This is a genomic window from Paenibacillus tundrae (assembly GCF_030812775.1).
GTDB classification, from domain to species: Bacteria; Bacillota; Bacilli; order Paenibacillales; family Paenibacillaceae; genus Paenibacillus; species Paenibacillus tundrae_A.
This window is the reverse complement of sequence record NZ_JAUSTI010000007.1, coordinates 96289-110431: the sequence shown is the minus strand read 5'-3', so window position 1 is coordinate 110431 and position 14143 is coordinate 96289. Positions and strand designations below refer to the sequence as shown.

Below are 14143 nucleotides of genomic sequence, written 5' to 3'. Positions count from 1 at the left end.
AGATGAGTGGGTTGAGCACACATGGGAATAGATCTGGAGAAACAGCGACTAAGTATAGAAGCAGCCAAGTTGTATTATCAGTCTGATTATAGCCAACAGGATATTGCGGTCAGGCTCGGTGTATCACGTCCGACCGTATCTCGACTGCTGCAGTATGCCAAAGACCGGGGTTATGTCCGGATTGAGATTATGGATCCTTTAGAGGATATCGATATTATTGCTGGGGAATTAAAAGCTAAATATGATCTCGAAACAGCGCTTGTATGTTTCGCACCTCTGAAGAGCGATGAAGAAATACAGAAGCAGATTAGCAAGAGAGCTGCTGATTATCTTCAGGATACCGTTCAAGATGCGGATATTATTGGTGTAACGTGGGGAACAACGATGCATGCTGTCGCTCGCCAGCTTCGTCCTAAGCAGGTCAAGGGCGTAGAGGTTGTTCAGTTAAAGGGAGGCGTCAGTCACTCGCATGTGAATACCTATGCAGCTGATATCGTACATCTATTTGCGGAAGCTTTCCATACTGTGCCTCGATATCTGCCCCTACCTGTGATCTTTGATTCTATCGAAGTGAAGAACATGGTGGAAGCTGATCGACATATCGGTAGAATTGTAGAGCTTGGCCGGCAAGCGAATATCGCAATTTTTACGGTGGGCACAGTGAAGGAAGATGCACTTTTGTTCAAACTTGGTTATTTCAGTGAAGAGGAGCAGCAACTGCTGATACATGCAGGAGCAGGTGATATTTGCTCACGTTTCTTTGATAGTGAGGGGAAGCTAATCAGTGAAGAGATCAATAGCAGAACAGTAGGTATCGACCTGTCTGAGCTGAAAAATAAGGAGAAGTCCATTCTTGTCGCTGGGGGTCAACGCAAAATTGAAGCGATTCATGCCGCACTCCAAGGACAGTATGCGAACATTCTGGTTACGGATCAGTACACAGCCCAAGCTTTGCTTCGTCTCTAATCGGAAGGGTGACAACATCTGCCATGTTCTCATGGCGGATGTTTTCCTGTGTAGAGCGAAAGCTAAGATGTGCAGTAATTGGGTAAGTACATGTATAAGTTGTAACTCAGTAGATTTTCATCCAGCACAACGTGAACAAAAGTTCAGTTTGATTATTACATATGTTCATGTTAGTGTAGGATATAGAATACATCGTTTATATAAAGGGAGAGATATGAATGACTACACCACAATTAGCTAAAATGATCGACCACACTTTGCTTCGTGCAGACGCTACACAGAGCGAGATGGTTAAACTGACAGAAGAAGCCAAACAATATCAATTTGCATCCGTATGTGTGAATCCAGGTTGGGTTGCTTATGCTGCTGAGCAATTAAAAGGTACTGGCGTTGATATCTGTACTGTTATTGGTTTCCCTTTGGGAGCTTCTACTTCTGAAACAAAAGCATTTGAAACGACAGATGCCATTGCTAAAGGTGCAACAGAAGTTGATATGGTCATTAACATTAGCGCGTTGAAAGATGGCAAAGACGATTACGTTGAGCAAGATATTCGTGCAGTGGTCGAAGCGGCCGCAGGTAAAGCTTTGGTCAAAGTCATTATCGAAACTTGCCTGTTGACTGATGATGAAAAAGTACGTGCATGTGAAGCGGCTGTAAGAGCTGGAGCTGACTTCGTCAAAACATCAACTGGATTCTCTACTGGTGGAGCAACGCCTGAGGATATCGCTTTGATGCGTCGTACGGTAGGTCCAGATGTAGGAGTGAAAGCGTCCGGTGGCGTTCGTAGCCTCGAAGACATGCAAAAAATGATCGAAGCAGGCGCAACACGAATTGGCGCAAGCTCTGGCGTTAAAATCATGCAAGGTGGACAATCTACGGCTTCGTATTAATCAAACGAAATATATTTCGTTGTATGGAAAATCTGTATTACAGTTTAACGAAGTGATGTAAACGAACTGAGCTTGTCTTGAATGCCCGCATAATCGAATCTATTTCACGTTTTTTTTATAAGCTTATGCGGGTTAAACAGGCAGGACACGTAAAAATACACCAACTCGCAGCGATATGTTGTAAGCGCTTCATTCTTTTTTTCGTAAATTTAATTCATTTTCATTATAATCAATGAACAGAAACCTTTGAGCTGATTGAACAACTGGCTTAACTACCTTCAAAGGAGAGATCACATGAAATTTTTAATCGCTATACTAGGCCTACTCGTTGTATTTGGACTGGCTTATATCGCCAGCAACGGGAAGAAACAGATTCGATACCGACCGCTTGCGGTAATGATTGTTTTACAGATCATATTGGCATACTTCTTGCTCAATACAGCGGCGGGTACGTTTCTTGTTGGTAAATTCTCGACTGCATTTAAGGCATTGCTGGATTATGCGAATGAGGGGATTGCGTTTGTATTCGGTGATTTAGTAACCATTGGGGCAGAAGGTGGATCTGGTCCGTTCTTCCTCACCGTGCTGATGCCGATTGTGGTCATCTCTGCCTTGATTGGGATATTACAGTATATCCGAATCTTGCCTTTTGTTATAAAATATATTGGTCTGGTATTAAGCAAAATCAACGGAATGGGCAAACTGGAATCATATAACGCGGTTGCTTCGGCTATTCTAGGGCAATCTGAAGTGTTCATATCCGTAAAAAAACAAATTGGGTTACTGCCAAAACATCGGCTGTATACCTTATGTGCCTCAGCGATGTCCACGGTATCGATGTCCATTGTCGGTGCCTATATGACGATGATTGATCCGAAATATGTAGTGACGGCATTAGTGCTCAATCTATTTGGCGGTTTTATCATTGCTTCTATTGTGAACCCTTATCAGGTTACACCGGAAGAAGATATATTGGAGGTTCAGGAAGAGGAGAAGCAATCGTTCTTCGAAATGCTAGGTGAGTACATTCTAGATGGATTCAAAGTAGCCATAGTGGTTGCTGCGATGCTCATCGGTTTTGTCGCGTTAATCGCCTTAATTAATGGTATTTTCAGTGCGGTGCTCGGTATTTCATTCCAGGAACTGCTTGGTTATGTGTTTGCACCCTTTGCCTTTATTATGGGGATCCCTTGGAAAGAGGCGATTCAAGCGGGAAGTATTATGGCAACGAAAATGGTATCCAATGAATTCGTCGCAATGCTAAGTCTTAGTGGTCAGACAGCATTGTCGGAGAGAACTACCGGAATCGTGTCTGTTTTCCTCGTATCGTTCGCTAATTTCTCTTCCATCGGTATTATTGCCGGTGCGGTTAAAGGACTTCATGAGAAACAAGGTAATGTGGTGGCCCGCTTCGGTCTGAAGCTGCTTTATGGTGCATCGCTTGTCAGCGTGCTGTCGGCGATCATCACTGGACTGTACTTGTAAGCTGGATTATTGGAAGGAGTGCTTCATTTATGTCAACATTCAAAAGAGTACATCTAATCGTTATGGATTCTGTAGGAATCGGCGAAGCGCCAGATGCAGCAGAATTTGATGATTTTGATGTCGATACGTTCGGTCACATTGCACGTGAACGCGGAGGTCTGAAGATGCCACATATGGCGAGTCTTGGACTATCTAATATTAAAGAAATCGAGGGTATTCCTGTAGCAGCTGCACCTAAAGCGTATTACACCAAAATGCAGGAAGCATCCAAAGGTAAAGATACCATGACAGGTCACTGGGAGATCATGGGCTTGTATATTGATACACCTTTCCGTGTGTTTGAAAATGGCTTCCCGGATGAGCTGATTCAGCGAATTGAAGAAAAAACAGGCCGTAAAGTGATTGGTAACAAACCTGCGAGCGGCACTGAAATTCTGGATGAACTAGGTGCTGAGCATGTTGAAACGGGTGCACTGATCGTATATACATCGGCTGACTCGGTACTGCAAATTGCAGCGCACGAAGATGTCGTTCCTTTGAAGGAACTGTATGAGATCTGTGAGTTCTGCCGTGAAATTACGCTTGAAGATCCTTACATGTTGGGTCGTATTATTGCACGTCCTTTCGTGGGTGAAGCAGGTGACTGGAAACGGACAGCGAACCGTCATGACTATGCGCTCAAACCATTTGGTCGTACCGTAATGAATGAATTGAAAGATGGCGGGTTTGATGTTATTGCTCTTGGTAAAATCGCGGATATCTATGATGGTGAGGGTGTAACCAAATCTGTTCGTACCGTTTCCAATATGGATGGAATGGACAAGTTGTCCGAAACGATGGATGAAGAATTCACTGGTCTGAGCTTCTTGAATCTGGTAGATTTTGATGCGCTGTATGGTCACCGTCGTGATCCACAAGGGTATGCACAAGCCCTTGAAGATTATGATGCACGCCTGCCAGAAATTTTTGCGAAAATGACAAACGACGATCTGCTGCTGATTACAGCCGACCATGGTAACGATCCAACATACCGTGGTACAGACCACACACGTGAATATGTACCTTTGCTGGCATACTCCCCGCGTTTCAGTGAGGGCAAACAGCTTGATCTGCGCAGTACCTTTGCTGATCTTGGTGCAACGGTAGCGGAGAACTTTGGTGTGAAAATGCCGGAGTATGGTACAAGCTTCTTGAAAGATCTGAAGTAAGTACGTAAAGATTGAACTAAACGGATCTAAGAAATGACGCTAACTTGGTCGAAAATTCGACAAACGCATGACTTTGAAGTGCAAACCATGGTCAGGGATCGGGGTAAACTACAGTTTCTCCGCTTCCTCGTCCATTATATAGACGGACGTATATAACATATTGGAGGAGATTATTTTATGAGTACACATATTGGAGCAAAACCTGGAGATATTGCTGAAACGATTCTTTTGCCAGGAGATCCATTGCGCGCAAAATACATTGCTGACACATATCTAGAAGACGTTGTGTGTTACAACGAGGTTCGCGGTATGCTCGGCTTCACAGGTACATATCAAGGGCACCGCATTTCGGTGCAAGGTTCAGGGATGGGGATTCCGTCCTTCGCCATCTATGCAAATGAATTGATTAGTGAATATGGTGTGAAGAACTTAATTCGTGTAGGAACTTGCGGCGGAATGCAGGAGCATGTGCGTGTACGTGACGTTATCCTTGCACAAGCAGCATGTACAGATTCAAGTATGAATAAACACGTATTCGGTGGATATGACTTCTCACCAATCGCTACGTTCTCATTGCTCAAAGAAGCATATGACCGCGCTACAGCTAAGGGAATGAAAATTCACGTCGGTAACGTTTTCAGTTCCGATTCTTTCTATCGCGACGACCGTTCCGTAACGGAAAAATTGATGAAACATGGCGTACTTGGCGTAGAAATGGAAACAACAGCATTGTACACCATTGCTGCCAAGTTTGGTGTTAATGCACTTACTATCCTGACTGTAAGCGACCACTTGCTCACAGGCGAAGAAACCTCAGCAGAAGAGCGCCAAAAAACGTTCAATGACATGATGGTCGTAGCATTGGATACAGCAATTAATTTGTAAAAGACAATCCATTGTCAGTACGCATACCGCACAAAGGTTTACTGCACCGAAAATAATTTGAATTTATCGAAACTTTTGTTCGGAGCACGGAGTGGAGGCAATGGAATTGATTTTGAAGAAGCGAGCACACGCTCTTTGCATAAGGATTTACTGCACAAAAATAATTTGATTTTACCGAAACTTTTGTTTGGAGCTCGGAGTGGAGGCAATGGAATCGATTCTGAAGAAGCGAGCACACGCTCTTTGCATAAGAATTTACTGCACTAAAATAATTTGATTTTACCGAAACTTTTGTTTGGAGCACGGAGTGGAGGCAATGGAATCGATTCTGAAGAAGCAAAGCGTTCGCCTTTGTCTTCACATTTCAACCTCATGAGAGGTGATTCAGAGAAATGTGAAGACAACAGCGATCGAAAGAACGATCCATTGCCGGAACGGACTCCGCACAAAGTGTTCTGTAAAATTAACATACACTAACATACACAAGGAGAGAGCATCATGAGAATGGTAGACATTATTGCCAAGAAACGTGACGGAAAAGAATTAACAACAGAAGAGATCGACTTCGTCGTTCAAGGATACACCCAAGGAGAGATTCCTGACTATCAAGTTAGCGCATGGGCGATGTCTGTATTTTTCAACGATATGACGGACAAAGAACGTGCCGATCTGACGATGTCGATGGTGAATTCGGGTGAAACGATTGATCTGTCAGCCATTGAAGGCATCAAAGTAGACAAGCACTCCACAGGTGGGGTGGGCGATACAACAACGCTTGTATTAGCTCCTCTCGTAGCTGCACTGGACGTTCCAGTTGCCAAAATGTCCGGTCGTGGACTTGGCCACACAGGTGGAACAACAGATAAACTGGAATCCGTTGCAGGTTTTCATGTTGAGCTTGAAAAAGAAGAATTCATCAGACTCGTTAACGAGCACAAGGTAGCGGTAATCGGACAAAGTGGTAACCTAACGCCTGCGGATAAGAAGCTATATGCTTTGCGTGACGTAACAGCAACCGTTAACTCCATTCCACTGATCGCTAGTTCTATCATGAGTAAGAAAATCGCAGCAGGAGCAGATGCCATCGTACTGGATGTGAAAACAGGTGCTGGTGCATTCATGAAAACTGCAGAAGATGCTAAAGAACTTGCACATGCAATGGTGAGCATTGGTAACAATGTTGGACGTAAAACGATGGCCGTGATCTCTGACATGTCCCAACCGTTGGGTCTGGCTATTGGTAATGCACTTGAAGTAAAAGAAGCCATTCTTACCCTGCAAGGTAAAGGGCCTAAAGATCTGGAAGAGCTCTGTCTGGCACTTGGACGCCAAATGGTATTCCTCGCTGGCAAAGCAGACTCTCTTGAGCAAGCTGAAGAGAAATTGAAAGAAGTGATCCAGAACGGTAAAGCACTGGAGAAATTCAAACATTTCTTAGCAAATCAAGGCGGAGATGCTTCTGTTGTGGATCATCCAGATCGATTGCCGCAAGCTCAATACCTTATCGAAGTACCTGCAGACCAAGACGGTTTCGTATCAGGAATCGTTGCGGATGAGATTGGTACAGCTGCGATGCTGCTTGGTGCAGGTCGCGCAACCAAAGAATCCGAGATCGATCTTGCTGTTGGTCTGATGTTGAACAAAAAAGTGGGTGACCCTGTCAAAGTAGGCGAATCACTCGTAACGATCCACGCTAATCGTGAAGATGTGGCGGATGTAATTGCGAAGATTAAAGAAAATATTACGATTGCAGATAAAGCGGATGCTCCAGTATTGGTGCATGATATCGTAACCGAATAGTTCAAATGCATTCAGCCGAATATACGGTTGTTTTCTTTTACAGAACCAGAATACGTTTATCTTGCTTCCACCTATGTCATTTTTTATTTACGTAAACATCAGGATTTGAGATAATATTAGAGTTATATTTTACCTTTTAAGGAGGGTAGAAGTAGGCTGGATAACAAGATCCAAATGTTCCTGAGGTTTTAAATGTGTAGAGTTTCATGAAGTACATACGAGTAGGAGGAGTTTACGTTGTTTAGCAAATCTCAGCAAAAGTTTATTAAAAGATCAAGTATCGTATTAAGCATCATGATTCTACTATTCGCATCAACAGTGCAATTCAAGGCTGAAGCAGCAAGTTCTAATTTTGCCCCAGGGGAACTGGAAGCAGGCGCAATCATGCAGTGGGGTGGAACCGTGCTTCTGGCAGCTGCGGAGAATGCGACGAATATTGATCCTAGTATTATGGAGCAGGTGCATCACTTTGGGCAACAAGCTTGGCAAGATGCCAATGCAACGATAAGATCAGAAATTACATCGTCGATTCAAGGTTATAATGATCTATGGGGAACGAATAGAAAGTACAGTCTACAATGGTCTTCGGATGCACAAATGTACCTGGTAAACAAGTGGAATGAATACTTTGGAGCGGGTGCGCTGATCAATGATGCAAACCATACAATCGAAAAGGTAGCTACAATTAAGTCGGTTATTGTTCCTTCTACAGTAAAAACTACAAACCGGCCAGGAGAAACTAAATATGATCTTGGTACGTTTATGAGTGGCGTGATGCACTATGTATATAGTGTACATACAGATATGTACGGGAAGATACAGTTAAGCACATATCCTCATCGGACGATTTGGCCAAGCACTCTCTCAACACAGCAATTTCCCAATGCATTTGCAGCTTATAGCTCAGCAGTCAAAGAATTAGATATGACATCGACTTACCAGACAGTCATGCCTATTTTCGTAGATAACAGCACAGGAGAAAATATACAGTATAATCCTTTAGCTGTACCGAGCACCTTCCCAACAAGAATAACGATCCCAGCTCTTAAAGGAATTGTGAATAGTCAAGGTATGATTACAACCCTAGAAAAACCCAACATCGGTCGATTGGGCCATAGCCTAACTGGAGAGATCGCCATTAGTTACCCTACATACATCGGAGACACAGGTACGTTCACTGATGCGGATGCTGTAACTCGTACGCCTTCTGAACCACCGGTTGATAATGGGGGAAACGGCAGTGGAGATGGAAGCTCAAATGATACGATCACATACTCTCCTCTAGATCTTATTGTATATAAAGCCATGTTGCATTTTATCCAAGAATATCGGGATAATCAATCCAATAGTTTGGATCAGCTTTTGGAGTATATGAAGTTAAACGATTCTGGAAAGCCTGCCAACACGCAAGCATGGAATGGTTGGTTAAATAGCTTCTCCCAATAAAGATGTATAGTGCAATAATTGTGTACAGAAGAAAACACACTATTAAAATAGTGTGTTTTTTGCATTACATATTTATCGTTGCATATTCCCTTCAAAGCTGAAAGGATAGCTTCGTTAATTTCCATTCCGTTTTTCATACGCCATCACCGAATCTGCGCTTGTGTAAATGTAGGGTGTGGATGGCTCGGATACAGGAGTAACCTGTGTAGCCCGAATCTCTATTGTGTCTTTGCCATCTACCTGAGCAGAACCAATCGTGCCTTTAATTTGCACCCAACTATCGGTTGGGAAGGTATTTGCGCTTTCAATATGAATCATAACACCAAATGGCGCAGCATCCGCTGGACAGCACATCACAAGAAATCGTCCCAATGCAAAATGAGATTCATGCTCCATACTTGCGTCACGATATACGAATCCTGTCAATGAGATTTCTTTGCCTGCGAATTGGCGTTGAAACATGTCGATGGTACCAAGCGTTTCGGAGAAAACCTCAGGATAGACCTGAATAACCGGCTCTACATATAACTTCTCGGCTAAGTCGGCAAATTCTCTACTATACTCATCTGGAGGAATGAATTGTACGTCAGATGTTGATGTCGTCGTAACTGTTGGCTGTTGCTGGCTAAGATCCTGGACGTTCAGATTTGCTGTGACAGCAGGCAAAGGCTCCTTTCGCCGAATCTCCGGAGGTGCATAGGTAAGCGACATTCCTTTCTGGCTCGCTATAGAGCTACCCAAAGCCTGATCTGGCAGAAGGAAGCCGAACATTAAGGGAAGGGCAATCAATCCGTATAAGACGGAACTACGAACAAAGCCCGTAGGTGGTGGATGTTCACAGTCGCAATGCACCTCACTTCTACTGAAAAGACCATGCCACGCCATAATGATAGCGATAAATATAAAGGGAATCGGGCAGCATAACAGCAGCTTCTGCATCGTAGGTGCTAAGTAATAATGTAGAGAATCACTTGAATTCAGGTGAAAAATGTAGACAGCAATGCCACCCATCCAGCTTGCGCGAATTAAACTGTGCCATTGGATGTTATTTGGCTTCGGCAACATATTTCTCGTCACCGTCTGAGCCGGATTGTTCATCTCTTCACCTCTTTTATTGATCGAGTCTATATATGCAATCGGGTTCACGCCAATAAATTAATCAACCATGATCCGGCAAATACAAGTGTGATGATGGCTAGGCTTAGTCCAATAACAAAGCGAGTGCGGAAGGTAGAGAGCAGCATTAAAGTACTTTTGAAATCAAGCATTGGACCGAGTACAAGGAAAGAAACTAATGGACCAAGTGCAAACGTATGTGAGAACGCCGAAGCCACAAAAGCATCGGATGTCGAGCACAAGGATAGTACATAGGCAAAACCCATCATGAAAACATACGAAGCCACAGGACCGTTACCAAGGGAGATCAGATCACTTCGGCTAATAAAAGTCTGGATACAGGCGGTAATCAAGGCACCAATCACCAAATATTTGCTCATATCCACGAATTCGTCTCCAGCATGAATGAAGAAACTCCGCCAATTTTTAACATGATTGTGTTCATGAGAATGGTCATGTGTATGTGGTTGAGCCATCTTAAAACCAGGATGTGTCTTCACTTCGGTAATGGTTGTTTTTGGTGTACGGAGCGGGTTACGACGAGCGAACACATACACTAGACCACCCACGGAAGCTGCTACAGCAAATGCAAGTCCCATACGTGCAATCGTAATCTCGGGATGCGAGGGGAACGCAAGCAGTGTAGCTGTAAATACAATGGGATTCACCACGGGTCCACTCAGAATAAAGGTAACCGCAATGTAAGCTGGCATGCCTTTATGCATTAGTCGCCGCACGACGGGGATCATACCGCACTCACAGATCGGAAAGACAATACCTAATAGTCCAGCAACGAGCACTCCGCCAATGGGGTTTTTGGGTGTGAGCCTGCGTACCATTTCTTCAGAAACAAACCATTGCATTAGCGATGACAGGAGTACCCCCATTAGTAGAAAAGGGGCTGCCTCTAAGAAAATACTGACGAAAATGGTTTTCATATTTTGCAAAGCTTCGCTATTCCAAGCAGCACTCAGATCAGGAGCTAGTGTAATAAGTACTGGAACTAGAAAGGCACATGGGATAAGGAACGTTAAGAGCTTCACATTGGCTGCTATCTTCATTACAAACAGACCTCCACAACTGAGACTTTGCTAGAATATATGCTTGTACGTGCAGTGACATACATCATTTGTTAACTCTAATCAATATTTTTACGATTAACGAAGGGGAGATCTCCATATAGTTGACAAGCTATACATAAATACGTTATATTTCTGTAAGTCCTTAATCGTAATAATTACGATTAATAAAAGATTCATCAAAGTACACTTAATGGATTTAAAAGGTTCACGTGTGCGTAGTAAAAGATTAGATTGGAGGAAGCAGAGATGTCGGATCAACAAATAAAAGAAAAGGTGCCCGTAACCGTCCTAAGTGGATATTTGGGCGCAGGCAAAACAACGTTGCTCAATCACGTACTGCATAATCGAGAGGGTATGCGTGTGGCGGTCATTGTAAACGATCTTAGTGAAGTTAACATTGATGCTGGCTTAATTCGGGATGGCGGAGGGTTATCCCGTATAGACGAGAAGCTAGTCGAGATGTCTAATGGCTGCATCTGCTGCACATTGCGAGAGGATCTGCTGAAAGAGGTAGAACGGCTTGCACTGGATGGTTCATTTGACTACATATTAATTGAATCCACGGGCATAGGCGAGCCTGTACCTGTTGCCCAGACGTTTACGTATATCGATGAAGAGCTTGGCATAGATCTCACGCAATTTACTCGTCTGGATACGATGGTTACGGTTGTGGATGCAGCTCAGTTCTGGCGTGACTTTTACTCAAAAGAAACGCTGAAGGATCGTGGACAGGAAGCAGGCGAGGACGACGTTCGTGGAATCGTACATCTACTGACGGATCAGGTTGAATTCTGTGATGTGCTTATTCTCAACAAATGCGATTTAGCGACCGAGGAAGAACTATCTAAGCTTGAAAAAGCACTGCATGCGATGCAACCAGAAGCTAAATTGATCCGCACGACACAAGGTCAGATTGATCCGCGTGAAATATTGAACACAGGCCGATTTGATTTTGAAAAAGCAAGTCAGTCTGCCGGTTGGATTCGTGAGCTGATGAAAGAAGAACATACTCCCGAGACAGAGGAATATGGCATTCATTCTTTTGTATATCATCGTAAACGTCCTTTTCACCCAGAACGCTTACTTCATTGGATTGCCAAGTGGCCAAATACGATAGTACGTTCCAAAGGCTTGATGTGGCTGGCTACGCGAAACCATATGGCAATCTCTTTCAGTCATGCCGGCACATCGAAGCAGCTCTCGCCAGCAGGTATTTGGGTAGGTGCGATGAGTGAAGAGGAGCGGCAGTTACATTTTGGCGACACGTTGCCTGCTATTCCAGACTGGGATGATGAATGGGGCGACCGAGTAACCAAACTTGTTTTTATCGGCATTGATATGAACCGGGTAGAGATTGAGCGTACGCTCGACGAGACACTTCTAACCGAAGAAGAGATGCATATGAATTGGAGAGAGCTGAAAGATCCTTTTCCACAGTGGAGTAGAAGCTGAAGTCTTGACAAAAGAAAAGGCATAAGCTAGTATCATTAAATAGTAATGATTACGATTAAATAAAGGGAGGCAACAATCATGAGAGTCATTGTTACACTAGCCTGCACCGAGTGCGGAGATCGCAACTATACAACAACGAAGAACAAGCGTAACCATCCGGAGCGCCTTGAGATGAAGAAATATTCGCCACGATTGAAGAAGATGACGATTCACCGGGAAACACGTTAATTTTTTTTGTCATTTTTACATCGTAATAATTACGAAAAGAGGAAGAATCATGATACTATCCTCCATGCGTGATGTCGTATTTGGATACGGGAAAGAACCTGTCATTGATCAACTGTCGTTAGATATTCATGTGGGAGAATTCGTAGGTATTACAGGCCCCAATGGTTCTGCGAAGACAACCATGCTGAAATTGCTGCTAGGGCTGCTTCAGCCCTGGAGCGGTTCGGTTCATATGAATATTCAGAATACCCGCGGTAAAAAGTTAGAGATTGGGTATGTGCCTCAACAGGTGGCATCATTCAATAGCGGTTTTCCAAGCACCGTGATTGAATTGGTCAAATCAGGATGTTATCGCAAGCTTGGGCTCTTTCGTAAGTTTACCACCGAACAGGAAGCCATTGTGGAGCGTAGTCTTCGCGAAGTAGGCATGTGGGAATACAGGAATATGCGAGTAGGCGAACTGTCCGGGGGACAGAAGCAGCGTATCTGTATTGCAAGAGCTCTGGCAGGACAGCCGCAAGTACTTGTGTTAGATGAACCGACAACGGGGATGGATCGACGCAGTCGGGAAGGCTTCTATGATTTGATGCGCCACTACGCAGATGTTCACGGCTTGACGATCATTATGGTTACACATGGTCTAGAAGAAATGGGCAACCGATTAGATCGAACGATCACGTTGGAACGTCAAGAAAGTGAGGAATGGCAGTGTTTGAGTACGAATTCATGCAGCGTGCCTTTTGGGCAGGAGGATTAATTGGCATCATTGCTCCCATCCTGGGAGTCTACCTCATGCTTCGAAGACAGGTTCTAATGGCTGATACATTATCCCATGTATCGCTAGCGGGCGTGGCGCTTGGTTCGGTTATGAATCTGAATCCAGTCATCAGCGGCTTCGTCGTTGCGGTCATTGGTGCATTGCTGGTTGAACAATTACGGAGAAGTTATCGAACCTATAGTGAAGTTCCTGTCGCTATTATTATGACATCAGGCCTTGCACTTGCCGTTGTACTTATGAGTTTGAAAACGAATCTGTCCAAAACCTTCAGTTCCTATCTATTCGGTTCCATCGTTGCCGTTAGTAATATTCAGCTGCTCATGATGGTTGTGGTATGTCTGATCGGTTTAGCCTTTTTCATTGTTCTCAGAAGACCGTTATACAATCTAACATTTGATGAAGAAACAGCCTCCATCGGTGGTGTTCAGGTCAAAGGGTTATCGTTCGCATTTGCCGTTCTGACAGGAATGACGGTCGCAGCAGCCATGCCTATTGTTGGTGTGTTGCTCGTATCTGCGCTCATTGTGCTGCCAGCAGCACTCGCACTAAGAGTATCACGTAGTTTTGCTACAGCCATTGTTATTGCTGTGGTTACAGGGCTTATCGGAATTTTTAGCGGTTTGACAACTTCTTATCATTTGAACACACCACCGGGAGGTACGATTGCACTAATCCTGTTGGTATTTCTGTTGACTGGAATATCAGCGCAAAAGCTGATTTCACTATATAACCGTAAACGTCACCGCGTAGCAAAAACACAACAAAGAGCCATACTATCTATCCATTCAAAGGAGAATATATAAT

General features: G+C 43.9%; 13 protein-coding genes. 11 read left to right on the top strand and 2 right to left on the bottom strand.

Annotated features, from left to right (window positions below; translation table 11 throughout):
* Positions 1 to 27: 27 nt before the first annotated feature.
* The 7 genes from deoR to J2T19_RS14090 all read left to right on the top strand — a co-directional run bounded on the left by deoR (position 28) and on the right by J2T19_RS14090 (position 8683).
* A complete protein-coding gene (deoR, locus tag J2T19_RS14120) occupies positions 28 to 966 on the top strand; it encodes a DNA-binding transcriptional repressor DeoR (protein ID WP_307217117.1) in 939 nt (312 codons plus the stop codon).
* A 218-nt stretch (positions 967 to 1184) separates the two neighbouring features.
* The gene (gene deoC / locus J2T19_RS14115; RefSeq protein WP_056691424.1) at positions 1185 to 1859 is read left to right on the top strand and encodes a deoxyribose-phosphate aldolase; all 675 of its coding nucleotides are present in this window, start codon (positions 1185 to 1187) and stop codon (positions 1857 to 1859) included.
* A 294-nt stretch (positions 1860 to 2153) separates the two neighbouring features.
* Entirely contained in the window at positions 2154 to 3344 is a 1191-nt protein-coding gene (locus tag J2T19_RS14110; protein ID WP_307216719.1) for a NupC/NupG family nucleoside CNT transporter, read from the top strand.
* A gap of 29 nt (positions 3345 to 3373) precedes the next feature.
* Entirely contained in the window at positions 3374 to 4552 is a 1179-nt protein-coding gene (gene deoB / locus J2T19_RS14105) for a phosphopentomutase (RefSeq protein WP_307216717.1), read from the top strand.
* A 177-nt stretch (positions 4553 to 4729) separates the two neighbouring features.
* Positions 4730 to 5437 carry a purine-nucleoside phosphorylase gene (gene deoD / locus J2T19_RS14100; protein WP_307216715.1) on the top strand — a complete coding sequence of 236 codons (708 nt, stop codon included), beginning with the start codon at positions 4730 to 4732 and terminating at the stop codon, positions 5435 to 5437.
* Positions 5438 to 5935: 498 nt separating this feature from the next.
* Positions 5936 to 7237, top strand: coding sequence for a pyrimidine-nucleoside phosphorylase (locus J2T19_RS14095; protein WP_307216714.1), 1302 nt, complete (start codon positions 5936 to 5938; stop codon positions 7235 to 7237).
* Between the two features lie 237 nt (positions 7238 to 7474).
* Positions 7475 to 8683, top strand: a complete 1209-nt coding sequence (locus tag J2T19_RS14090; protein WP_307216712.1) for a hypothetical protein — start codon at positions 7475 to 7477, stop codon at positions 8681 to 8683.
* Positions 8684 to 8797: 114 nt separating this feature from the next.
* Here J2T19_RS14090 and J2T19_RS14085 read toward each other — a convergent pair whose 3' ends face one another.
* Positions 8798 to 9781, bottom strand: coding sequence for a TIGR03943 family putative permease subunit (locus tag J2T19_RS14085; RefSeq protein WP_307216710.1), 984 nt, complete (start codon positions 9779 to 9781; stop codon positions 8798 to 8800).
* A gap of 44 nt (positions 9782 to 9825) precedes the next feature.
* On the bottom strand, positions 9826 to 10860 hold the full coding sequence (locus J2T19_RS14080; RefSeq protein ID WP_307216708.1) for a permease: 1035 nt from the start codon (positions 10858 to 10860) through the stop codon (positions 9826 to 9828).
* Between the two features lie 267 nt (positions 10861 to 11127).
* Here J2T19_RS14080 and J2T19_RS14075 point away from each other — a divergent pair, with 267 nt between their 5' ends.
* The 4 genes from J2T19_RS14075 to J2T19_RS14060 all read left to right on the top strand — a co-directional run bounded on the left by J2T19_RS14075 (position 11128) and on the right by J2T19_RS14060 (position 14142).
* Positions 11128 to 12333 carry a GTP-binding protein gene (locus J2T19_RS14075; protein ID WP_307216706.1) on the top strand — a complete coding sequence of 402 codons (1206 nt, stop codon included), beginning with the start codon at positions 11128 to 11130 and terminating at the stop codon, positions 12331 to 12333.
* Positions 12334 to 12411: 78 nt separating this feature from the next.
* On the top strand, positions 12412 to 12561 hold the full coding sequence (rpmG, locus tag J2T19_RS14070; protein ID WP_036613813.1) for a 50S ribosomal protein L33: 150 nt from the start codon (positions 12412 to 12414) through the stop codon (positions 12559 to 12561).
* A 49-nt stretch (positions 12562 to 12610) separates the two neighbouring features.
* Positions 12611 to 13318, top strand: coding sequence for a metal ABC transporter ATP-binding protein (locus tag J2T19_RS14065; RefSeq protein WP_307216703.1), 708 nt, complete (start codon positions 12611 to 12613; stop codon positions 13316 to 13318).
* A complete protein-coding gene (locus J2T19_RS14060; protein ID WP_307216701.1) occupies positions 13264 to 14142 on the top strand; it encodes a metal ABC transporter permease in 879 nt (292 codons plus the stop codon). The genes J2T19_RS14065 and J2T19_RS14060 overlap by 55 nt, the downstream gene beginning before the upstream one ends.
* Position 14143: the final 1 nt, after the last annotated feature.

Excerpts from the sequence above, each read along its gene's own strand:
- deoC (WP_056691424.1), top strand. The coding sequence starts at position 1,185 with ATGACTACACCACAATTAGCTAAAATGATCGACCACACTTTGCTTCGT.
- J2T19_RS14110 (WP_307216719.1), top strand. The coding sequence starts at position 2,154 with ATGAAATTTTTAATCGCTATACTAGGCCTACTCGTTGTATTTGGACTG.
- deoB (WP_307216717.1), top strand. The coding sequence starts at position 3,374 with ATGTCAACATTCAAAAGAGTACATCTAATCGTTATGGATTCTGTAGGA.
- deoD (WP_307216715.1), top strand. The coding sequence starts at position 4,730 with ATGAGTACACATATTGGAGCAAAACCTGGAGATATTGCTGAAACGATT.
- J2T19_RS14095 (WP_307216714.1), top strand. The coding sequence starts at position 5,936 with ATGAGAATGGTAGACATTATTGCCAAGAAACGTGACGGAAAAGAATTA.
- J2T19_RS14085 (WP_307216710.1), bottom strand. The coding sequence starts at position 9,781 with ATGAACAATCCGGCTCAGACGGTGACGAGAAATATGTTGCCGAAGCCA.
- J2T19_RS14080 (WP_307216708.1), bottom strand. The coding sequence starts at position 10,860 with ATGAAGATAGCAGCCAATGTGAAGCTCTTAACGTTCCTTATCCCATGT.
- J2T19_RS14075 (WP_307216706.1), top strand. The coding sequence starts at position 11,128 with ATGTCGGATCAACAAATAAAAGAAAAGGTGCCCGTAACCGTCCTAAGT.
- rpmG (WP_036613813.1), top strand. The coding sequence starts at position 12,412 with ATGAGAGTCATTGTTACACTAGCCTGCACCGAGTGCGGAGATCGCAAC.
- J2T19_RS14065 (WP_307216703.1), top strand. The coding sequence starts at position 12,611 with ATGATACTATCCTCCATGCGTGATGTCGTATTTGGATACGGGAAAGAA.
- J2T19_RS14060 (WP_307216701.1), top strand. The coding sequence starts at position 13,264 with ATGGCAGTGTTTGAGTACGAATTCATGCAGCGTGCCTTTTGGGCAGGA.